The following is a 20134-nucleotide window of genomic DNA, read 5'->3' as shown; positions in this document are numbered from 1 at the left end:
CTCAGTGCAGGTGGCGAGCGGTGATCTCCGCCGCGGTCTCGGTCACCAGTCGCCCCAGCTCGGCGAGGCGGCCCGACTCGAAACGGGAGTCGGGCATGGAGACGGCCACGGCGGCCAGCGGCACCCCGTCACCGTCCAGGAGGGGTGCCGCGATGGCACAGACGCCCTGGAGGTACTGGTTGTGGTTGACGGCGTATCCGCGGTCCCTGACGCGGCGCAGCTCCGCGCGCAGCTCCACCGGATCGGTGATGGTCTCCTCGCCGTACCCCTCGAACGCGCCCGTCGCGAACTCGTCGACCTCGGACTTCGGCAGATGGGCGAGGACCGTGTGCCCGGTTGCCGTGGCGTGCAGCGGCGAGGTGTCGCCGATGGCGTGGAAGGTCCGCACGGCGTGGTCGCAGTCGACGCGGTCGACGACGACCATGCTGTGCAGCGCGTCGGGCACCGAGAGATGGATGGTCTCGTTCAGCGTGTCCCGGAGCCGGAGCATGGGTTCCCGGGCGGCGGCGAAGAGGCTGGAGCCTTGGAGGGCGGCGGGCCGTACGGCCAGCACCCGGGCGCCGACCTCCCAGCGGGTGGTGTCCTTCCGGTTCGCGCGCAGCCAGCCCGCCTCGTTGAGCGTGACCAGGGTGCGCTGCACGGTGGACTTCGGCAGGCCGAAGAGCTTCGTCAGCTCGCCCACGGTCACGGGCTGGTGCTGGGCGACGGCTTCCAGGATGCGCAGCGACCTCGTGACGCTCTTCATTTCCATCCGGTGCCCCCGTCAGTTGTGCGGCCTCTTGGTGCTCACCTCGTGACTCCCTTCCGGAGGAGTCGAAGGCATGATTGTGCCGGATTCTAGCATGGCGTTCCACAATATGGCATGGGCTGAACAGGTGCAGGTGGCTGCGCACAGCAGTAAGGGCCGGCTCTCACGTCGACGCGTGCGAGCCGGCCCTCGCCGGTGTGGAGCCCACTCGGGCCTTCAGGCGCCCAGTAGACGCCCGGAGATCTCCGTGACCGTGTCGGTGACGAGGCCGCCCCACTCGGGCGCCCGGCCCTCGTCGTACCGGGAATCGGGCATCGAGATGGCCACGGCGGCCAGCGGTGTCCCGCTCTCGTCGAGCACGGGTGCGGCGAGGGCGCACACGCCCGGCCGGTACTGGTTCCGGTTGACCGCGTAGCCGTCGGTGCGGATCCGGTCCAGATCGGCGCGCAGCTCGTCGGGGTCGGCGGGGGTCGTGTCGCTGAAGCGCTCCAGTCCGTGCGTGATGAGTTCCTCGACGTCCTGTTTCGGGAGGTGGGCGAGGATGCTGCGCCCCACGGCGGTGGCGTGCAGCGGAGACGTGTCGCCGATGGTGTGGAAGGTCCGTACGGGGTGGTCGCAGTCGACGCGGTCCACCACGACCACGCACTGGAGTGCGTCGGGCACCGACAGGTGAATGGTCTCGTTCACCGCGTCGCGCAGGCGAATCATGGGTTCCCGGGCGGCGGCGAACAGGCTGGAGCCCTGGAGGGCGGCCGGCCGTACGGCCAGTACGCGGGCGCCGATTTCCCAGCGGGTGGTGTCCTTGCGGTTCGCGCGCAGCCAGCCCGCCTCGGCCAGTGTGACCAGCGTGCGCTGCACCGTCGACTTCGGGAGACCGAAGAGCTTCGTCAACTCCCCGACGGTGACCGGCTGATGCTGGGCAACCGCTTCCAGGATGCGCAGTGATCTCGTAACGCTCTTCATTTCCATCCGGTTTCCCCCCGTTAATCCTCGAAATCTCTGCTGGACACCCTCTTGACTCCCCTCTGAGCCGCTGTCATTCTCGTGCCAGATTCTAGCACAGCGTTCCACAATGTGGCACGGCCCAACAGGAAGATCCCGCGAAGTGGGCCGGCACCGCGAGACACGGCGGCTGTGAGCCGTAGGCCCGAAGGTCGTAGCCCCGAAGGTCGTAGGCCCGAAGGAAGGGCCCGGCCCCATCCAAACCGCCTCGAATCGATCAGCTCACGTCGGGCGCTCAGCATGCGCCCCGGCGTTACGAAAGGAAAGCCTGTGTCAGCTGCCAGGAAGCGCGTCGCCGTCATCGGCGTCGGAACGATGGGCAGCCAGGCCGCCTGGCGGCTGGCGGCCCGCGGCGCCGAGGTCGTCGGATACGACAGGTTCGCCCCCGGTCATGACCGCGGTGCCGCCGGTGGTGAGACCCGGATCTTCCGCAGCGCCCACTTCGAGGACTCCCGCTACGTCCCGCTGCTCAAGCACGCCGACGCCCTGTGGGAGGAACTGCAGCAGGAGACCGGCCGTGAGCTGCGCCGACTGACCGGGTGCCTGCTGATGGGGCCGACCGAGCACCACCAGATGGCCACCGTCCTGCAGTCCATCGCGGAGCACGACCTCGACCACGACGTGCTCGATGCCGAGCTGCTGGCCAAACGTTTCCCCCAGTTCCGCATCGAGGACGGCGACGCGGCCGTGCTGGACCGCCGCGCCGGTTTCATCCGCCCCGAACTGACCATCCAGACCGCAGCCCGCCGCGCCGAGCAGCTGGGCGCCGTCATCCACCGCTACACCACGGTCCGCGAGATCGTCCCCGTCGCGAACGGCGTGGAGATCCGCACCGACGCCGGCAGCGAGCACTTCGACACCGCCGTCGTCACCCCCGGCCCCTGGGTCAACGACCTGCTGCCCGACCTGCCCTGGGAGGTGGACGTACGCCGCGTGGTCAGCGCGTGGTACGTGCCCACGACCCCCGAGGCCTGGTTCGGCGAGGAGCGCCCGGCCTTCATCCGTACGGCACCCACTCACTGCTACGGGCTACCCTCCCCGGACGGCATCTCCGTCAAGCTCGGCCTCTCCCGCGCCCTGCACTGTCCCGTCGGCGACCCGAACCAGCTGGACCGGACGGTGCGGCCCGAGGAGCTGGAGATCTTCAGCGAGCTGATCGGCCGCTACATGCCGGACCTGCACCCGGACCCGACCCGGCTCTCCGTCTACATGGAGGGCTACACCGAGAGCAGCCGCCCCCTGGTCGGCCCCCTGCCCGCTGCCGAGAACGTGATTCTGCTCGCCGGTTTCTCCGGCCACGGCTTCAAGCTCTCGCCCGCCTTCGGCGACATCGCCGCAGACCTGGCGCTGGACGGCGCCTCGCCCCAGCCCATCGACTTCCTCTCCACCGTCGGCCGTACGGAGGCATGACCATGAACGACGCCACGCTCGCCGTCGGCTCCCTGGAGGCCCGGCCCGGCACCAAGGCCCGCGGCACGGTCCGGGCCGACCTCGGCGCCCTCACCGCCGACATTCCGCTGACCCTGGTCAACGGCGCCCGCCCCGGCCCCCGGGTCGTCATCACCGCCGGCGTGCACGGCGGCGAGTTCACGCCCATCGACGCCGTCGTACGACTGGCGGACAGGCTGGAACCCGGTGAGGTGCACGGGCAGGTGATCATCTGCCCCGTCGCCAACCCTCCCGCCGTCTACCAGGGCCGGCTCAACATCTCCCCGGTCGACGGCGTCAACCTCAACCGCGTCTTCCCCGGCGACCCGGCCGGCGGCCCCACCGAGCGGCTGGCCGCCTGGCTCTTCACCCACCTGCTCGACGGTGCCGACGTCTACGCCGACCTGCACTGCGGCGGCATCGACCAGGTCCTGCGGGACTTCGTCGGCTACCGCCTCACCGGTGACCCGGACCTCGACAAGGCGACGGCCGAGCTGGCCCGCTCCTTCGGTATCGAGGACGTCATCCTCGGGCTGAAGGCCGACGGCGGCAACAGCCACGCGGCCGCCGCCCGCCGGGGGATCTCCGCGGTCCTCGTCGAGGTGGGCTCACTCGGGCAGCGGGACGAGCCCACGGCCCTGAGCCGCGTCGACGGTCTCCTCACGGCACTGCGCCACCTGGGCGTCCTCGACCAGGACGGCTCCGCACCGGCCCCGATCCGCGAATGGGTCTGGTCCGCCGGCGTCACCGCTGAGGCCACCGGCCTGTGGTACCCGGAGTTCTCCTTCGACGCCGACGTCATCGGCGAGGTCACGGAGGGCGACGTACTCGGCCGCATCGTCGACCCGGCCGACGGTACGGAGCACACGGTCCTCGCTCCGGCGGGCGGGCGGATCTTCTACGCCATGCACGGCCTCACCGTCGCCCCCGGCGCCGAACTCGCCGCCCTCGCCGTCCCGTGGGACCCCGACACAGCAGCGCGCCCCGACACCCTCCGCACCCCTGGCGCGGGCCGCGGATCCGACGAGGCGGACCCCCGCGCGTAACACCCTCACCGCCCCCGCACGTAGCGCCCCTCACCCCCCCCGCACCCAGCACCGTCCCCCCCGCACGCAGCACCCTCTCCGCCCGCACGTAAAGCCCTCACCCCGCAGGCAGGGCCCAACCCCGTCCCCTTCCCCAGCAGTCCCACCCCAGGAGGCACCCGATGACGATTCGAAATGCGGCTCCGCCGCGTGGCGCCCGGATAGACCGCCGGCTCTTCCTGCGCGGTATCGGCGGAGTCACGGCGGGTCTCGCCACCGCGTCCGCCCTCAGCGCCTGCGGCACCGGCACCAGCCGCTCCGTCGGCGGCGGCGACGGCAAGAGCTCCAAGACGCTCGTCGTCCGCAACAGCGGTGGCACCTACGGCGACGCCAACCAGAAGGCGGTCTACGACGCGTTCACCAAGGAGACCGGCATCCAGATCAAGGTGGTGAACATCGCGTACGCCCAGCTGCTCGCCCAGATCCAGCAGGGCCGCCCGCAGTTCGACCTGATCGACACCTCCATGGCCGACGTGGTGCGCTTCAAGGACGAGGACGCCACCGAGGCGCTCGACTACGACCGGCTGAAGAACGCCAAGAACGCGGGCATCGCCGACTCCCTGCTGATGACCCACGGCGTCGGCAAGAACTACTGGGCCAGCGTCATGGCGTACCGCACCGACTCCTTCGACGGGAAGAAGCCCGAGAGCTGGGCCGACTTCTGGGACACCAAGGCCTTCCCCGGCAGCCGCGCCCTCCAGGCCCGCGACGCCGACCTGCCCGAGCTGGAGTTCGCCCTCCTTGCCGACGGCGTGCCCCTGGACAAGCTGTACCCCCTCGACATCGAACGGGCCTTCAAGTCCCTCGACAACATCAAGGGCTCCGTCCGCAAGTACTGGGACACCGGTGCCCTCCCCGGCCTGCTGCTGGGCCGCAAGGAGGTCGTCGCCACCAGCGTCTGGCACGGCCGGCTCGACGCCCTGATCAAGGGCGGCTCGCCGATGGCGTACCAGTGGAACGGCGCCCGCCGGCAGAGCAACGGCTTCTGCGTCCCCAAGGGTGCGGCCAACTCCGACGCCGCCTACCAGCTGATCGACTTCGCGCTGCGGCCCGACATCCAGGCCGCCTACGCCGAGCTCTACCCGATGGCGCCGGTCGTACCCGCCGCCTACAAGAAGCTCTCCTCGGCCGCCGCCGGCAATCTGGCCAGCTCGCCCGAGCACCTGAAGTCCGGGTTCGACCTGGACGTCGAGTGGTGGATCAAGAACGAGGCCGCCGTGTCCAAGCGCTGGCAGGAGTGGGTCAATGCCTGAGCTGAACGTGAAGTCCCAGCCCCAGTCGTCCGCGGCGCTCTCCGCGTCGTCGGGCACCGGCACCGGAAAGCCCCTTTCTGTCACCGATCTGCGCAAGACGTACGGCGGCGTGACCGCTGTCGACACCGTCTCCATGGAGATCGCGGGCGGCGAGTTCGTCACCTTCCTGGGGGCCTCCGGCTCCGGCAAGACCACCACCCTGATGATGATCGCCGGGTTCTGCGAACCGGACTCCGGCAGCATCGTCGCCGGCGGCCGTGACGTGACCCGGCTGGCACCGCAGAAGCGCGGTCTCGGCTTCGTCTTCCAGCAGTACCTGCTCTTCCCGCACATGACCGTGTGGGAGAACGTCGCCTTCCCGCTGCAGCTGCGGGACGTCCCCAAGGCGGAGCTGCGCCGCCGGGTCGGCGAGACCCTGGAGATGGCCGGACTCTCCGCCATGGCCCGCCGCCGGCCGCGCGAACTGTCCGGCGGTCAGCAGCAGCGCGTCGCGCTGTGCCGGGCCCTGGTCTACCGGCCCCCGGTGATCCTCATGGACGAGCCGCTCGGCGCCCTCGACAAGAAGCTGCGCGACCAGCTCCAGACCGAGATCAAGCGCATCCAGCAGGAACTCGGCCTGACCGTCATCTATGTGACGCACGATCAGGAAGAGGCGCTGGTCCTCTCCGACCGGATCGCGGTGATGCGCGACGGGCGGATCGACCAGTTCGACACCCCGCGCGAACTCTTCGAGCGCCCCGGCACCCCGTTCGTCGCCGACTTCCTCGGCGCGGCCAACTTCCTTGCCGGAACCGTCAAGCAGCAGACCTCCGAGCAGACCCTCGTACGGCTCGACACCGGAGGCCTGCTCAAGGCCCGCCCGCAGTCGGGAGCGGAGGGAGCGCGGGTACGGGCCGCGGTCCAGCCCGGCCGGCTCGCACTGTGCACGCCCGGCGACGGGTTCTGTACCGGGACCGTGGAGACGGTCACCTACGTCGGCACCCTCGTCCGTGTCACGGTCCGCCCGGCGGGCGACGCCGACACCGGTGTCGTACGGCTGGAACTCCCGGCCGGAAAGGCCCCGGTCCTCGGCGAGCAGGTCAGCCTGACCGCCCACCCCGACGATGTCAGCGTCTTCGCGGCCGAAGGAGGCGGATGAGCATGGCCGGAACCGTCCTCGCCCCCGCGCCCCCGGCCCCGGGCCCCGCGACTCCCGCCCCCCGCAAGGGCCGACTGCGCCGCGTGCTGTCCGAGCGCCGCACCCGCTTCGGGCTGCTCAACGCCGCCCCCGTCGTCATCTACCTGCTGGTGCTGTTCGTCTTCCCGATCTTCAGCACCCTGCTCCTCAGCTTCAAGGGCGAGGAGGGCGGCTGGACGCTGCACTGGTACACGGACGCACTCCAGGGCTCCAACCTGGAAGTCCTCCTCACCACGCTGCGGATCTCCGCCGAGACCTCGCTGCTGAGCCTGGTCATCGGGTTCCTGCTGGCCGCCGCCGTCTCCCGGCTCAAGCCGCTGTGGGCGGGCCTGGTGATGGTCATCGTCATCGTGCCGCACTTCATCAGCGCGCTGGTGCGCACCTACGGCTGGATCATCCTGCTCGGTGAACACGGCGTCATCAACAACGCCCTGACGGACCTGGACGTCCCCGGCGCCCCGTTCCAGATGCTCTACAACGAGCTGGGCGTGGTCATCGGCACCACCTCGGTGATGCTGCCGTACACCGTGCTGCTGCTGTACGCGGTCATGAAGGGCATCGACCGCAGGCTGCCCGCCGCCGCGGCCAGCATGGGCGCCGGACGGCTGACGATCTTCCGCCGGGTCTATCTGCCCATGGTCGCCCCCGGCCTGGTCAACGCGGGCATCCTGTGCTTCATCCTCTGCCTCGGCTACTACCTGACCCCCGCCCTCATGGGCGGCCCGAAGCAGACCATGGTCGCCTCGCTCATCAGCGAGCAGGTCATGAAGCAGAGCCAGTGGAACGGCGCCGCCGCACTCGGCATCATCCTGCTGCTCCTCACCTTCGCGGGGCTGCTCCTGCTGCGGCTCATCAAGGTCGTGACCGAGGCCGCGAAGAATCGAGGTATCTCATGATCGCGCTGCGCTCGACCCTGACCGGGCGGATCTGCCTGACCGTCGCCTCCACGCTGATCCTGCTGTTCCTCGCCCTGCCGATCGTCCTCATCGTCGTCACCTCCTTCGGCAGCGACGCGTTCGGCTCCTTCCCACCGGACTCCTGGACGCTCGGCTGGTACAAGTCACTGTTCGCCGACGGCAGCAAGTGGCCGGCCGCCCTCTCCCTGAGCGCCCTGGTCGCCTCCCTGACCACCGTGTTCTCGCTCGTCCTCGGTATCACGGCGGCCACCGCGCTGGTCCGCAGCGACCTGCCGCTGCGCACGGCGGTCTACGGCCTCGTCCTCGCCCCGCTGGTGATCCCCCAAGTCGTCGTCGCCCTCGGCCTGTTCCTGCTCTTCGAGCCGGCCGCGATGCTCGGCAGCCCGATCGCCATCGCCCTCGGCCACACCGTGCTCGCCGCACCGATCGCCGTGATGATCCTCATGGCCACGCTGAAGGGCATCGACGAACGGCTGGAGGACGCGGCGGCCAGCATGGGCGCGAGCCGTCTGACCGTCGCCCGGCGCATCACGCTCCCGCTGGCCATGCCCGGCATGATCGCTGCCGCGATCTTCTCGTTCATCACCAGCTTCGACGAGTTCTTCATCTCCATGTTCCTGTCCTCGGTGGACACCGTGACCCTGCCCGTCCAGGTCTTCAACGTCCTCCAGTTCGACGTCGACCCGTCGGTGACGGCCATCAGCGCGGTGCTCATCGCCGTCGCCGTCCAGGCCCTCGCCCTGGTCGCCGCCGTACGCCGGCTCGGCGGCTCCGGCAAGCAGGGCGATCTCCTGCCGACGGAGCCCGCCATGCGCCTGCCCACCGGGAGTGACCCCGAATGACCACGAGCACCCGCACCCCGGCCGGTGAACTGTCCGCCACCGCGGCCAGACACCTGCTGCTCAACATGACCCCCAACGGCTCGCTCGGCCCCGACGGCGAGAACCTCCTCGTCGTCCAGCGAGGAGAGGGCCCCTACGTCGACGACGCCGACGGCAGGCGCTACATCGACGGCCTGTCAGGGCTGTACTGCTGCCAACTCGGCTACTCCTACGGCCCCGAGTTCGCCGAGGCCGCCGAACGGCAACTGCGCGAACTCTGCTACAGCCCGCTGTGGACCTCCTCCGCACACCCGACGGCCATCGAACTCGCCGAACGGCTCTCCCGGATCGCCCCCGTCGACATCGAGCACACCTTCTTCGCCGGCGGCGGCGCCGAAGCCGTGGAGACCGCCTGGAAGATCGCCCGCCGCTACCACGCCCTGCGCGGGGAGCCGGGCCGGGTGAAGGCCATCTCCCGCCGCGGCGCCTACCACGGGCTGACCATCGGCACCCTGTCCCTCACCGACGATCCCGGGCTGACGGAGCCGTACGGCCGGCCCGCGATCGACACCCGGTTCGTGTCGAACACCAACCGCTTCGGCCTCGCCCCGGAGCTCGCGGACGACGACCTGTACACGGCCCACCTGCTCGCCGAGCTGGAGGCCGAGATCCTCGCCGAGGGTCCGGAGACGATCGCGATGCTGATCGCCGAGCCGGTGCAGAACCGCGGCGGCTGCATCACCCCGCCGACCGGCTACTGGCAGGGACTGCGTGCCCTGGCCGACCGGTACGGCTTCCTGCTCGTCGCCGACGAGGTGATCACCGCCTTCGGCCGACTGGGGGAGTGGTTCGGCGGTGACCGCTACGGCGCCCGCCCGGACCTGGTCACCGTCGCCAAGGGCATCACGTCCGGATACGCCCCCATGGGGGCAACTCTGGTCAGCGGTCGCGTAGTTGAGGTCATCAATCAGCCGGGCGCCGTCCTCAACCACGGTTACACCTTCGCCGGTCACCCGCTCAGCGCGGCCATCGCCCTGCGCAACCTGGAGATCATGGAGCGGGACCGGATCCTGGACAACGTCCGCGACCTCCAGGACCACCTCGCGGCGCGCATGAACACGCTCATGGACCTGCCGATCGTCGGCGACGTCCGCGGCACCGGATTCTTCTACTCCTGCGAACTCGTCGGCGACCTCGACGACGGCGGCTTCAGCGACTCGGCCCGCGCCGACCTGATCGCCGACCTGATCCCGCGCCGCATGCGCGAGGCCGGCCTCCTCGCCCGCGTCTACAACCGGTCCGCGCCGCTGGTCCAGATCGCGCCCCCGCTGATCAGCGACCGCGCCCTGCTCGACACGATCGCCGACATCCTCGCGCAGACCCTCGCCGAGGCGTCCGCGCGCATCTGATCCACGTTTCGGAAAGGAACGACATGTACTCCATCGGTCCACTGACCGTCGCCCCCGGCGAGCGCGCCCAGGGCCTCATCCCGGTCGGCACCAGCAGCTACGGCGTGGAGCTCGGCATCCCGCTGATCGTCGTCAACGGAGTCGAGGACGGCCCGGTCCTGTGCGTGGACGCGGGCGTGCACGGCGACGAGTACGACGGCCAGGAAGCCGTCCGCCGGGTCCTCGCCGAGCTCGACCCGGCCACCCTGCGCGGCACCGTCGTCGGCATCCCCTGCCTGAACACCCCGGCCTTCGAGGCGGCGGCCCGCGCGAGCGGCATCGACCACCTCAACCTCAACCGCATCTTCCCGGGCGACGCGGAGGGCTCGTACTCCCAGCGCCTGGCCGCCACCTTCGTCGAGCAGGTCGTCCCCGCCATCGACGCCCTGGTCGACCTGCACACCGGCGGCGCCTACGGCGAGATCGCCCCGCTCGTCATCCTCCAGGGCGGCTACGAGGATCTGGCGACGGAACTCGCCCTCGCCGCCGGGCACGAGCTGGTCTGGAAGGGCGGCAAGTGGGGTGGTACGGTCCGCCACCCCGCGCTCGCGGCCGGCAAGCCCGCCATCACCATCGAGGTCGGCGGCGGCACGTACCGCGAGGCCAACGTCGAGACGCACATGAACTCGATCCGCAACGTCCTGCGCCAACTCGGCCTGATCGACGGCGAGGTGGAGCTGCGCGACACCTACACCACCGTCTCCGGCACCTTCGCCCGCTCCGCCGCCGGCGGCTTCTTCGTCGCCCGCGCCGAGCCGGGGGAGACCTGCAAGGAAGGCGACCTGATCGCCACCATCACCGACCACTACGGCAACACGCTGGAGGAGGTCCTCGCCCCGCAGGAGGGCATCGTGCTCTGGGTGCGCCGCATCCGCACCGTCCGCCCCGGCGACGAGGTCGTCATCTTCGGTGAGGTCCAAGGGGAGATCCAGCCATGAGCGGCGACACCCAGCTGCTTCTCATCGACGGCAAGCAGGTGCCTGCCGCCGACGGTCGCACCTTCACCGTCCTCGACCCGTCGGACGGGACGGCCATCACGCGGGTCGCGCTGGCCGGTAAGGCGGACGTGGACCGGGCGGTGGCGGCGGCGCGCGCGGCGTTCGAGGCGCCCGAGTGGCGTCGGATGCGGGCCGCCGACCGGGGCAGGATCCTCTACCGGATCGCCGAGGCCATCCGCTACCAGGGCGAACGACTGGCCCGCCTGGAGAGCCAGGACGTCGGCAAGCCGCTCCGCCAGGCCAAGGCCGATGTCGAGGCGGCGGCCCGCTACTTCGAGTTCTACGCGGGCGTCGCCGACAAGCTCGGCGGCACGACGATCCCTCTCGGCCCCGGCCTGATCGACTACACGGTCCGCGAGCCGATCGGCGTCTCCGGCCAGATCATCCCGTTCAACTACCCGCTCCAGAACACCGCGAGGGGCTCCGCCCCGGCACTGGCGGCAGGCTGCACGGTGGTTCTGAAGCCGTCGCCCGAAGCCCCGCTCACCCCACTGGAGATCGGCAGGATCGCCCTGGAGTGCGGCCTTCCGCCGGGCGTCCTCAACGTCGTCCCCGGCGACGGCGAGACCGGCGCGGCCCTCGCCGGGCACCCGGACATCGACCAGGTCACCTTCACCGGCTCGGTGCCGACCGGCATCAAGGTCGCCCAGGCCGCCGCGGCCAATGTGGTGCCCTCCGTCACCGAGTTGGGCGGCAAGTCCCCGGTCGTCGTCTTCGCCGACGCCGACTTCGACCTGGCACTGACCGCCGTCGCCGCCTCGGCCTTCGGCAACGCCGGCCAGACCTGCTCGGCCGGCACCCGGCTGCTGCTCCAGCGCGGCGCCGAGGAGTTCCTCGACAAGCTGGCCGCGTACGCCGCCGACCTGCGCGTCGGCCCGGGGCTCACCGACCCGGACATCGGCCCGCTGGTCGCCGCCCGCCAGCGCGACCGGGTGCTCGGCTACCTGGACCTGGCCCGCGAGGAGGGCGCCGTGGCCCGGGCAGGCGGCGGTGCGCCGTCCGACCCGGCCCTGGCCGACGGTTACTACGTCGAGCCCACCGTCCTCACCGGCCTGACCAACGACGCCCGCTGCGCCCGCGAGGAGATCTTCGGCCCTGTCATCACCGTCATCGAGTTCGACGACGCCGACGAGGCCCTGGGCATCGCCAACGACAGCCCGTACGGCCTGGCTTCGTACGTCTGGACCCGCGACATCGACAAGGCGATGCGCCTGGCCGAGGGCATCCGGGCCGGCCAGGTCTACGTCAACGCCACCGGCGTAGGCACCGGCGTGGAACTCCCCTTCGGCGGCTACAAGCACAGCGGCTGGGGCCGCGAGAAGGGCCTCGCGGCACTCGACAGCTACACGCAGACCAAGAACGTCTGCATCGGCTTCGGGAGCCGGTCATGAGATACCGCCCGCTCGGTGAACGCGGCCCGGCCGTCTCCGTGGTGGGCGTCGGCGGCAACAACTTCGGCTCCCGCCTCGACGAGGAGGCCACAACGGCCGTCGTCCACGCGGCACTTGATGCCGGGATCACGCTGTTCGACACCGCTGACATGTACGGCGGGCGCGGTGACGGCGAACGGCTCCTGGGTGCGGCCTTGAAGGCCCACCGCGACGAGGTCGTGCTGGCCACCAAGTTCGGCATGGAGATGGGAGCGGAGGCGGACCTGCACGGCCCGCGCGGCTCCCGCCCCTACATCCGGTACGCCGTCGAGGCGTCCCTGCGCCGCCTGGGCACCGACCGGATCGACCTGTACCAGTACCACGAGCCGGACGGCGTCACCCCGCTGGAGGAGACGGTGGCCGCCCTGCGCGAACTGGTCGACGAGGGCAAGATCGCCCACTTCGGCTGCTCCAACCTCCCGGCCGAGGACCTCACGGACGCCTTCGTGTCGGCCCAGGCCCGCTACCACCTGCTCGACCGAGGCGTGGAGCGGGACCTGATCCCGGCCTGCCTGCGCCACGGCGTCGGCCTCCTGCCGTACTACCCGCTGGCCAACGGCCTGCTCAGCGGCAAGTACCGGCGCGGCGAGGAGCCCCCGCCCGGCAGCCGCCTGTCCTGGCGGCAGGGCTGGCTCACCGACGCGGCCCTCGACAAGGCCGAGGCGCTCACCGCGTACGGCGCCGAACGCGGCCTGACCCTCCTCCAGGTCGCCGTCGGCGCACTGGCCGCCCTCCCCGCCGTCGGCTCCGTCATCTGCGGCGCCATGACCCCCGAGCAGGTCACCGCCAACGCGGCGGCGGCCGACTGGATACCGAGCCCGGCCGACCTGGCCGCCCTCGACGCGATCGTCACCCCCGGCGAACGCGTCGTCTGAACCCTCGAACCCCTCTAGAAACCCGCGAGACTGAGGCGAACACCATGCGAGAGATCGTCACCTTCGACGCCTATGCGACCCTGATCAACTTCGAACTCGCCCCCACGACCCTGAAGGTCCTCGAGGACCGGCTGGACCTGGACAACCTGGATGTCGACGAGTTCCTCGACGACTTCCGCGTCATGCGCTTCCAGGCCGTCCTGGAGGCCTACCGCCCCTACCACGAGATCCTGCACTCCAGCCTGCGCAACGCCATGCGCCTGCACGGCCTGGAGTACCGCGACTCCGACGGCGACGCCCTCGTCGAGGCCGTCCCCACCTTCGGCCCCTGGCCGGAGGTCCCGGACGCGCTGCGCGCCCTGAAGACCAAGTACGAGATCGCGATCATCTCCAACACGGACGACAACCTGATCGCGCGCAACGTGCAGAACATCGGCGTCGAGTTCGACTACGTCATCACCGCCCAGCAGGCCGGCGCCTACAAGCCGGACCGCCAGACCTTCGAGTACGCCTTCAAGACCATGGGTGTCGAGCCGTCCCAGGTCATCCACACCGCCCAGGGCTGGGAGTACGACCACATCCCGACCCGCGACCTCGGCCTGAAGCGCCGGGTGTGGATCAACCGCTACGGCCGCCTCGGCAGCGCCGACTACCAGCCGTACGACGAGCTGCCCGACCTGTCCGGTCTGCCGAAGCTCCTCGGCTGCTGAACCTTCGTACGGATGTGAGGACGCACGCCATGAAGCAGATCCCCTACTGGCTGGACACAGCCCCCGCCCTGCCCGACCGTTCCGGCAAGGACCTGCCCGACGAGGCGGACGTGGTGGTGATCGGCGGCGGTCTCACCGGGCTGTCCACCGCCTACCACGCCGCCCGCAAGGGGGCCAGGGTCGTCCTCGTCGAGAAGGACAAGGTCGGCTCGGGCGCCTCCGGCCGCAACGGCAGCATGTGCACCCAGGGCATCACCATCGCCCCCGCCGAGGCCCGCAAGCGCTACGGCCAGGAGCGGGCCCTTGAGCTCTACAACGCGTTCCGCGAGGCGGTCGACGTCGTCGAGGAGCTCACGGTCAAGGAGCAGATCGACTGCGACTTCAACCGCTCCGGGCGCCTGGGCGCGGTCTGCAAGCCCGGGCACTTCGAGGGCCTGCGGGCCAAGCAGCGCGACCTGGCCGACAACTTCGGCCACGAGACGATCGTCCTGAGCAAGAGCGAACTGCGTGCCGAGCTCGGCACGGACTACTACCACGGCGCCCTGCTCGACCCGCTCAGCGCGGGCCTGCACGTGGGCAAGTTCGTCGGCGGCCTGGCGGACGCCGCCGAGCGGGCCGGCGCCGAGATCCACGAGCGCAACGCCGCCACCGGCCTCACCCGCCTCCCCGGCGGCGGCTTCGTGGTGGAGACCATGCACGGCACCATCCGCGCCAAGCAGGTCATGGCTGCGACGGACGCCTACACCGACAAGTCGATGCCGTGGTTCCGCAAGCGGCTGATCAACGTCGGCAGCTTCATCATCGTCACCGAGCCGCTGGGGGAGGCACGCGCCAAGGAACTCATCCCCAACGGCCGTCTGCTGGTCGCCCACAAGAACGTCGGCCACTACGTCCGCCTCACCCCCGACAACCGCCTCGCCTTCGGCGGCCGGGCCCGCTTCGCCCCCTCCAACCCCGCCTCCGACGTCAAGAGCGGCGACATCCTCAAGCGGGAGATGACGGAGATCTTCCCGCAGCTGGCGGGGGTGCGCATCGACTACATCTGGGGCGGCACGGTCGGCTTCTCCTGGGACCGCATCCCGCACGCGGGCGACGTCAACGGCCTGTACTACTCCATGGGTTACTGCGGCCACGGCGTCCAGATGGCCACGTACATGGGCCGGGCCGTGGCCGAGATGATGGACGGCAAGCCGGAGGCCAACCCCCTACGCGGCCTCGGCTTCCCCAAGGTCCCCGTCCCCTTCTACAACGGCACCCCCTGGTTCCTCCCCTTCGGCGGCGCCTACTACAAGGCGAAGGACAAGCTGCTCTGATCCGACGCCGACAGCGATGACACGGCGGGGACCTTCCACGAGGCAGTCGTGGAAGGCCCCGCGGCATCCGTCCCTCAGATGTCCCGGAAGATCTCGATCTGCGCCCCCACGGAGTTGAGCCGCTCCGCCAGATCCTCGTACCCCCGGTTGATGACATACACGTTCCGCAGCACGGACGTGCCTTCCGCCGCCATCATCGCCAACAACACGACCACGGCCGGGCGCAGGGCCGGTGGGCACATCATTTCGGCGGCGCGCCAGCGGGTGGGGCCCTCGACCAGGACGCGGTGCGGGTCGAGCAACTGGAGCCTGCCGCCTAGGCGGTTGAGGTCTGTCAGGTAGATGGCTCGGTTGTCGTAGACCCAGTCGTGGATGAGCGTCTTGCCCTGGGCGACGGCGGCGATGGCCGCGAAGAACGGGACGTTGTCGATGTTGAGGCCCGGGAACGGCATCGGGTGGATCTTGTCGATCGGCGCCTCCAGCTTGGAGGGCCGGACGGTGAGGTCGACCAGCCGGGTACGGCCGTTGTCGGCGACGTACTCCGCCGACCGGTCGTGGTCGAGGCCCATCTCCTCCAGCACCGCGAGCTCGATCTCCAGGAACTCGATCGGCACCCGGCGCACCGTCAGTTCCGACTCCGTCACCACGGCCGCGGCCAACAGGCTCATCGCCTCGACCGGGTCCTCGGAGGGGGAGTAGTCCACGTCGACGTCGATGGTCGGCATGCCGTGCACGGTGAGCGTGGTGGTGCCGATGCCCTCGACCTTGACGCCGAGCGCCTCCAGGAAGAAACAGAGGTCCTGGACCATGTAGTTGGAGGACGCGTTGCGGATGACGGTGACGCCGTCATGCCGCGCGGCGGCCAGCAGCGCGTTCTCGGTGACCGTGTCCCCGCGTTCGGTCAGCACGATCGGCCGCACCGGGGAGACGGACCGGTCCACCTGGGCGTGGTACAGCCCCTCGGTGGCGGCGATGTCGAGCCCGAAGCGCCGCAGGGCGATCATGTGCGGCTCGATGGTCCGGGTGCCCAGGTCGCAACCGCCCGCGTACGGCAGCTTGAAGCGGTCCATACGGTGCAGCAGCGGACCGAGGAACATGATGATCGAGCGGGTACGGCGGGCCGCCTCGGCGTCGATCGCCTCCAACTCCAGCTCGGCCGGCGGCACGATCTCCAGGTCGACCCCGTCGTTGATCCAGCGGGTGCGCACTCCGATCGAGCCCAGCACCTCCAGCAGGCGGTACACCTCCTCGATGCGCGCCACCCGACGCAGCACCGTGCGCCCGCTGTTGAGCAGCGAGGCGCACAGCAGTGCCACACACGCGTTCTTGCTGGTCTTCACGTCGATGGAGCCGGACAGCCGACGTCCGCCGACCACCCGCAGATGCATCGGACCCGCGTAACCCAGCGAGACGATTTCGCTGTCCAGTGCCTCACCGATGCGGGCAATCATCTCAAGGCTGATGTTCTGGTTGCCGCGTTCGATGCGGTTCACCGCACTCTGACTGGTGCCGAGCGCCTCGGCGAGTTGTGACTGCGTCCAGCCCCGGTGTTGCCGGGCGTCACGGATGAGCTTGCCGATGCGTACGAGGTAGTCGTCTGCCATGAGGTTGAGGTTATCTCAGATATGAGATGGCGCCCGTTGAGGGGGCCGTTCGGGTGACGGCCCGTCAACGCCGCCTGGTGGTACGGGTACGACGCCACCCGAAAGATCCGGGCAAATCAACTGATGTCGTACGACGTCCTGTGCTGCTGCGGGTGTGTCGCGGACCGTGCCTGCCGCCGGTGGTGAGGGACCAGGAGCGCCGGTTGATGTTCAGCCGCACCCCCGGCAGGATCCGGAAACTCTTGCGGAACGTGAGGGGCATCCGTGTCTCCTTTCGCCCCGTATCGGATACCCGGAACGCGGGTGGGCATGGCAGATCGCGGCGGGCCGGGCATGACCATTCCGCCCTCATGTACTAGAGTTATCTCGACATCGAGATATCTGCCGAGGCGTACCGCAGCCGCACGCCCTCATCGGTCTGGAACTAAGGGTTACCTAACTTAGCCTTACCTTAGCGGATCGGCCAAGACGTCGTGGCGGCAGGATGCGGTGGGAACGCGCACATCAAAGAAGGAGACTGTCGTGTCGGCGAACAGCTTCGACGCCCGCAGCACGCTGCAGGTGGGCGACGAGTCGTACGAGATCTTCCGGCTGGACAAGGTGGAAGGCTCGGCCCGCCTTCCGTACAGCCTGAAGGTGTTGCTGGAGAACCTGCTCCGCACCGAGGACGGCGCGAACATCACCGCCGACCACATCCGTGCCCTCGGCGGCTGGGACTCGCAGGCCCAGCCCAGCCAGGAGATCCAGTTCACGCCGGCCCGCGTGATCATGCAGGACTTCACCGGCGTGCCCTGTGTCGTGGACCTCGCCACCATGCGTGAGGCCGTCAAGGCGCTCGGCGGCGACCCGGCGAAGGTCAACCCGCTCTCCCCGGCCGAGCTGGTCATCGACCACTCCGTCATCGCCGACAAGTTCGGTACCAACGAGGCCTTCGCGCAGAACGTCGAGCTGGAGTACGGCCGCAACCGCGAGCGCTACCAGTTCCTGCGCTGGGGTCAGACCGCCTTCGACGACTTCAAGGTCGTCCCGCCCGGCACCGGCATCGTCCACCAGGTCAACATCGAGCACCTCGCTCGGACCGTCATGGTGCGTAACGGCCAGGCCTACCCCGACACCCTCGTCGGCACCGACTCCCACACCACCATGGTCAACGGCCTCGGTGTGCTGGGCTGGGGCGTCGGCGGTATCGAGGCCGAGGCCGCCATGCTCGGCCAGCCGGTCTCGATGCTCATCCCGCGCGTCGTCGGCTTCAAGCTGACCGGTGAGCTCCCCCCCGGCACCACCGCCACCGACCTCGTGCTCACCATCACCGAGATGCTCCGCAAGCACGGTGTGGTCGGCAAGTTCGTCGAGTTCTACGGAGAGGGCGTCGCCGCCACCTCCCTCGCGAACCGCGCCACCATCGGCAACATGTCGCCGGAGTTCGGCTCCACCGCCGCGATCTTCCCGATCGACGACGAGACCATCAAGTACCTGAAGCTCACCGGCCGCTCCGAGCAGCAGCTGGCGCTGGTCGAGGCGTATGCCAAGGAGCAGGGCCTCTGGCTGGACCCGAAGGCCGAGCCGGACTTCTCCGAGAAGCTCGAGCTCGACCTTTCCACGGTCGTCCCGTCGATCGCCGGCCCGAAGCGCCCGCAGGACCGCATCGTCCTGGCCAACGCCGCCGAGCAGTTCAAGCTGGACGTCCGCAACTACGTCGACGTCGTGGACGAGTCGGGCAAGGAGTCCTTCCCGGCCTCCGATGCCCCGGCCGTCGCCCCGAACGGCGCCCCGTCCAACCCGGTCACCGTCACCGCCCCCGACGGCTCGACGTACGAGATCGACCACGGCGCGGTCACCGTCGCGGCCATCACCTCCTGCACCAACACCTCCAACCCGTATGTCATGGTCGCCGCCGCGCTGGTGGCCAAGAAGGCGGTCGAGAAGGGCCTGACCCGCAAGCCGTGGGTCAAGACCACCCTCGCCCCGGGTTCGAAGGTCGTCACCGACTACTTCGACAAGGCGGGCCTGACCCCGTATCTCGACAAGGTCGGCTTCAACCTCGTCGGCTACGGCTGCACCACCTGCATCGGCAACTCCGGCCCGCTGCCGGAGGAGGTCTCCAAGGCCGTCAACGACCACGACCTCGCGGTCACCTCGGTCCTCTCCGGCAACCGGAACTTCGAGGGCCGGATCAACCCCGACGTCAAGATGAACTACCTGGCCTCCCCGCCGCTGGTCGTCGCGTACGCCCTCGCGGGCTCCATGAAGGTGGACATCACGCGTGACGCCCTGGGCATCGACCAGGACGGGAACTCGGTCTTCCTGAAGGACATCTGGCCCTCCGAGGCCGAGGTCAACGACGTCGTGGCGAACGCCATCGGCGAGGACATGTTCAACAAGTCCTACCAGGACGTCTTCGCGGGCGACGCCCAGTGGCAGGCGCTGCCGATCCCGACCGGCAACACCTTCGAGTGGGACCCGCAGTCGACGTACGTCCGCAAGCCCCCGTACTTCGAGGGCATGACGATGGAGACCACCCCGGTCTCCGACATCGCGGGCGCCCGCGTCCTGGCCAAGCTCGGCGACTCGGTCACCACCGACCACATCTCGCCCGCCGGCGCCATCAAGGCCGACACCCCGGCCGGCAAGTACCTCACGGAGCACGGCGTCGAGCGTCGTGACTTCAACAGCTACGGCTCCCGCCGCGGCAACCACGAGGTCATGATCCGCGGCACGTTCGCCAACATCCGCCTGCGCAACCAGATCGCGCCGGGGACGGAAGGCGGCTACACCCGCGACTTCACGGTCGAGGGCGCCCCGGTGTCGTTCATCTACGACGCCTCGCGCAACTACATCGAGCAGGGCATCCCGCTGGTCGTCCTGGCCGGCAAGGAGTACGGCTCCGGCTCGTCCCGCGACTGGGCCGCCAAGGGCACCGCGCTCCTCGGCGTCAAGGCCGTCATCGCCGAGTCGTACGAGCGCATCCACCGCTCCAACCTCATCGGCATGGGCGTACTCCCGCTGCAGTTCCCGGAGGGCGCGTCCGCCGAGGCCCTCGGTCTGTCCGGCGAGGAGACCTTCCACTTCACCGGCGTCGAGGAGCTCAACAACGGCACCACCCCGCGCACGGTCAAGGTCACCACCGACACCGGTGTCGAGTTCGACGCGGTCGTCCGCATCGACACCCCCGGTGAGGCCGACTACTACCGCAACGGCGGCATCATGCAGTACGTGCTGCGCAGCCTGATCCGCAAGTAACCGATCGGGAAACCGGTCAAGTAACGGATCTCGTACGGTAGTCGGGCCGCATCCCTGGTTACGGGGGTGCGGCCCTTCGCGCACC

General features: G+C 69.7%; 17 protein-coding genes. 13 read left to right on the top strand and 4 right to left on the bottom strand.

Annotation, left to right across the window (positions count from 1 at the left end; genetic code table 11):
• Window position 1: 1 nt before the first annotated feature.
• Both AB0I98_RS39680 and AB0I98_RS39675 read right to left on the bottom strand, forming a co-directional pair.
• Entirely contained in the window at window positions 2–745 is a 744-nt protein-coding gene (locus AB0I98_RS39680; protein ID WP_362950397.1) for an IclR family transcriptional regulator, read from the bottom strand.
• 219 nt (window positions 746–964) lie between these two features.
• Window positions 965–1711, bottom strand: a complete 747-nt coding sequence (locus tag AB0I98_RS39675; protein ID WP_362950395.1) for an IclR family transcriptional regulator — start codon at window positions 1709–1711, stop codon at window positions 965–967.
• A gap of 309 nt (window positions 1712–2020) precedes the next feature.
• Between AB0I98_RS39675 and solA the strand changes: the two genes are divergently transcribed.
• The 12 genes from solA to AB0I98_RS39615 all read left to right on the top strand — a co-directional run bounded on the left by solA (window position 2021) and on the right by AB0I98_RS39615 (window position 15205).
• Window positions 2021–3160, top strand: coding sequence for an N-methyl-L-tryptophan oxidase (solA, locus tag AB0I98_RS39670; protein ID WP_362950393.1), 1140 nt, complete (start codon window positions 2021–2023; stop codon window positions 3158–3160).
• Window positions 3161–3162: 2 nt separating this feature from the next.
• Window positions 3163–4224, top strand: a complete 1062-nt coding sequence (locus AB0I98_RS39665) for a succinylglutamate desuccinylase/aspartoacylase family protein (RefSeq protein ID WP_362950392.1) — start codon at window positions 3163–3165, stop codon at window positions 4222–4224.
• A 161-nt stretch (window positions 4225–4385) separates the two neighbouring features.
• Entirely contained in the window at window positions 4386–5516 is a 1131-nt protein-coding gene (locus AB0I98_RS39660; protein ID WP_362950391.1) for an ABC transporter substrate-binding protein, read from the top strand.
• Window positions 5509–6654, top strand: coding sequence for an ABC transporter ATP-binding protein (locus AB0I98_RS39655; RefSeq protein ID WP_362950389.1), 1146 nt, complete (start codon window positions 5509–5511; stop codon window positions 6652–6654). The genes AB0I98_RS39660 and AB0I98_RS39655 overlap by 8 nt, the downstream gene beginning before the upstream one ends.
• Window positions 6655–6656: 2 nt before the next feature.
• Entirely contained in the window at window positions 6657–7589 is a 933-nt protein-coding gene (locus AB0I98_RS39650; RefSeq protein ID WP_362950388.1) for an ABC transporter permease, read from the top strand.
• Complete coding sequence (locus AB0I98_RS39645; RefSeq protein ID WP_362950386.1) at window positions 7586–8452, top strand: ABC transporter permease; 867 nt, start codon at window positions 7586–7588, stop codon at window positions 8450–8452. The genes AB0I98_RS39650 and AB0I98_RS39645 overlap by 4 nt, the downstream gene beginning before the upstream one ends.
• Window positions 8449–9840 (top strand): aminotransferase class III-fold pyridoxal phosphate-dependent enzyme, encoded by a 1392-nt coding sequence (locus AB0I98_RS39640; protein ID WP_362950385.1) that lies wholly within the window; start codon window positions 8449–8451, stop codon window positions 9838–9840. Before AB0I98_RS39645 ends, AB0I98_RS39640 begins: the two co-directional genes overlap by 4 nt.
• Window positions 9841–9863: 23 nt before the next feature.
• A complete protein-coding gene (locus AB0I98_RS39635) occupies window positions 9864–10817 on the top strand; it encodes a M14 family metallopeptidase (RefSeq protein WP_362950383.1) in 954 nt (317 codons plus the stop codon).
• Window positions 10814–12268, top strand: a complete 1455-nt coding sequence (locus AB0I98_RS39630) for an aldehyde dehydrogenase family protein (RefSeq protein WP_362950381.1) — start codon at window positions 10814–10816, stop codon at window positions 12266–12268. The genes AB0I98_RS39635 and AB0I98_RS39630 overlap by 4 nt, the downstream gene beginning before the upstream one ends.
• A complete protein-coding gene (locus AB0I98_RS39625) occupies window positions 12265–13182 on the top strand; it encodes an aldo/keto reductase (RefSeq protein WP_362950379.1) in 918 nt (305 codons plus the stop codon). The genes AB0I98_RS39630 and AB0I98_RS39625 overlap by 4 nt, the downstream gene beginning before the upstream one ends.
• A 44-nt stretch (window positions 13183–13226) precedes the next feature.
• Entirely contained in the window at window positions 13227–13892 is a 666-nt protein-coding gene (locus AB0I98_RS39620; protein ID WP_362950378.1) for a haloacid dehalogenase type II, read from the top strand.
• A 29-nt stretch (window positions 13893–13921) separates the two neighbouring features.
• Window positions 13922–15205: an FAD-binding oxidoreductase gene (locus AB0I98_RS39615; RefSeq protein ID WP_362950376.1), complete on the top strand. Its 1284-nt coding sequence runs from the start codon at window positions 13922–13924 to the stop codon at window positions 15203–15205.
• A 74-nt stretch (window positions 15206–15279) separates the two neighbouring features.
• Here AB0I98_RS39615 and AB0I98_RS39610 read toward each other — a convergent pair whose 3' ends face one another.
• The gene (locus AB0I98_RS39610; RefSeq protein ID WP_210580948.1) at window positions 15280–16809 is read right to left on the bottom strand and encodes a UDP-N-acetylglucosamine 1-carboxyvinyltransferase; all 1530 of its coding nucleotides are present in this window, start codon (window positions 16807–16809) and stop codon (window positions 15280–15282) included.
• 64 nt (window positions 16810–16873) lie between these two features.
• Window positions 16874–17071: a DUF4236 domain-containing protein gene (locus tag AB0I98_RS39605; protein WP_362950375.1), complete on the bottom strand. Its 198-nt coding sequence runs from the start codon at window positions 17069–17071 to the stop codon at window positions 16874–16876.
• Between the two features lie 260 nt (window positions 17072–17331).
• Here AB0I98_RS39605 and acnA point away from each other — a divergent pair, with 260 nt between their 5' ends.
• Window positions 17332–20049, top strand: coding sequence for an aconitate hydratase AcnA (acnA, locus tag AB0I98_RS39600; protein WP_362950373.1), 2718 nt, complete (start codon window positions 17332–17334; stop codon window positions 20047–20049).
• Window positions 20050–20134 lie beyond the last annotated feature (85 nt).

The organism is Streptomyces sp. NPDC050211, assembly GCF_040656035.1.
Lineage (GTDB): Bacteria > Actinomycetota > Actinomycetes > Streptomycetales > Streptomycetaceae > Streptomyces.
This window is presented reverse-complemented; position numbering and strand designations above follow the sequence as displayed.

Excerpts from the sequence above, each read along its gene's own strand:
- AB0I98_RS39680 (WP_362950397.1), bottom strand. The coding sequence starts at position 745 with ATGAAGAGCGTCACGAGGTCGCTGCGCATCCTGGAAGCCGTCGCCCAG.
- AB0I98_RS39675 (WP_362950395.1), bottom strand. The coding sequence starts at position 1,711 with ATGAAGAGCGTTACGAGATCACTGCGCATCCTGGAAGCGGTTGCCCAG.
- AB0I98_RS39665 (WP_362950392.1), top strand. The coding sequence starts at position 3,163 with ATGAACGACGCCACGCTCGCCGTCGGCTCCCTGGAGGCCCGGCCCGGC.
- AB0I98_RS39660 (WP_362950391.1), top strand. The coding sequence starts at position 4,386 with ATGACGATTCGAAATGCGGCTCCGCCGCGTGGCGCCCGGATAGACCGC.
- AB0I98_RS39655 (WP_362950389.1), top strand. The coding sequence starts at position 5,509 with ATGCCTGAGCTGAACGTGAAGTCCCAGCCCCAGTCGTCCGCGGCGCTC.
- AB0I98_RS39650 (WP_362950388.1), top strand. The coding sequence starts at position 6,657 with ATGGCCGGAACCGTCCTCGCCCCCGCGCCCCCGGCCCCGGGCCCCGCG.
- AB0I98_RS39645 (WP_362950386.1), top strand. The coding sequence starts at position 7,586 with ATGATCGCGCTGCGCTCGACCCTGACCGGGCGGATCTGCCTGACCGTC.
- AB0I98_RS39640 (WP_362950385.1), top strand. The coding sequence starts at position 8,449 with ATGACCACGAGCACCCGCACCCCGGCCGGTGAACTGTCCGCCACCGCG.
- AB0I98_RS39635 (WP_362950383.1), top strand. The coding sequence starts at position 9,864 with ATGTACTCCATCGGTCCACTGACCGTCGCCCCCGGCGAGCGCGCCCAG.
- AB0I98_RS39630 (WP_362950381.1), top strand. The coding sequence starts at position 10,814 with ATGAGCGGCGACACCCAGCTGCTTCTCATCGACGGCAAGCAGGTGCCT.
- AB0I98_RS39625 (WP_362950379.1), top strand. The coding sequence starts at position 12,265 with ATGAGATACCGCCCGCTCGGTGAACGCGGCCCGGCCGTCTCCGTGGTG.
- AB0I98_RS39620 (WP_362950378.1), top strand. The coding sequence starts at position 13,227 with ATGCGAGAGATCGTCACCTTCGACGCCTATGCGACCCTGATCAACTTC.
- AB0I98_RS39615 (WP_362950376.1), top strand. The coding sequence starts at position 13,922 with ATGAAGCAGATCCCCTACTGGCTGGACACAGCCCCCGCCCTGCCCGAC.
- AB0I98_RS39610 (WP_210580948.1), bottom strand. The coding sequence starts at position 16,809 with ATGGCAGACGACTACCTCGTACGCATCGGCAAGCTCATCCGTGACGCC.
- AB0I98_RS39605 (WP_362950375.1), bottom strand. The coding sequence starts at position 17,071 with ATGCCCCTCACGTTCCGCAAGAGTTTCCGGATCCTGCCGGGGGTGCGG.